Raw genomic sequence first — 1,012 nt, forward strand, 5'->3', positions numbered from 1 at the left:
TGGCTTTGATAAAATCTCTGTGTCTCTTTGAATTATTGGGATAGTACTGAACCCTGTAAATTAGCTTTTGTGTTCATGAAAAAAGCAAATGTTGTAAAGAGCTTTATTCGCTAAATTCTTACACTGGGCATACTTCTGTGCTCACAGTTCACTATTTTTCCATACAATTTACGTTTTTGTATTTCGATAAGGAGCTCTTCATTATCGCGTAAATTTCTGACCATTTGTAATTTTGCATATTCATTTTGGAGCATGGATGACATGTTCCTGATGCGTGTTTGTAGCTCGAAAACTTCCGCTAGATTCGTTGTTCTATTTATCTCATCTAAGAAATCGATGATTTGCGTAAAGCGCTTCTCTACGTCTTTGAAAGTTTGCAAGCTTACAGCTTTTTCGACAATTCCACTATATTTAAGACGCTTATCAATTATTTGTCGCATCATCTTTGGCGGAAGGCTCCAAAAGTTTGCCCTTTTCTCTTCGGCATAAATAGAAAATGAAATGTCTTTGAGATTGGGATACTCAGTCACAAATAGGTTATGGTAGTTTTGGTTTAGTTTTGCGTAGATAGGCATATCGTGTAAGAAAAAATTCCCCTCCTCTTTTATTCTTAGTTCTGTTATTCTACTTCCTGTTATAGATTGATAGACTTTTTTCGCGTTATTGATCTGCTCTTCAGTTACTTTAATTTTTTCTGTTAACAACTGAATAATTTTCAGATATTCTGTTGAGGAGGAGATTTGGATAGTTGAAGTTTGAGCGTCAGAACCCCAACTAAAGTTAGACCTTAGAGTTAAATCTATCATTGCCAAAAGACTAATCATTCCTATTGTAATAAATCGTTTTTTCACCTTAACACTCCTCTTTTTGACGATTAAAAAAGCCCAACATTTTTTATCATTATTATAATTTTAATAATAAAGTAAAGCATATAATTTACGATAATTTATCTTTTCTTAATTTCATTTTTTAATTTATGAAAATAGCTCAATTTCAGTGCGAATATTTTTTA

Annotated in this window: 1 protein-coding gene; it reads right to left on the bottom strand. The window is 32.2% G+C overall.

Annotated elements, in window-relative coordinates:
• Positions 1-110: 110 nt before the first annotated feature.
• Positions 111-851, bottom strand: a complete 741-nt coding sequence (locus ACFIO5_RS10670; protein WP_375635165.1) for a TrbJ/VirB5 family protein — start codon at positions 849-851, stop codon at positions 111-113.
• Positions 852-1,012 lie beyond the last annotated feature (161 nt).

The organism is Bartonella sp. AA86SXKL (assembly GCF_042196885.1).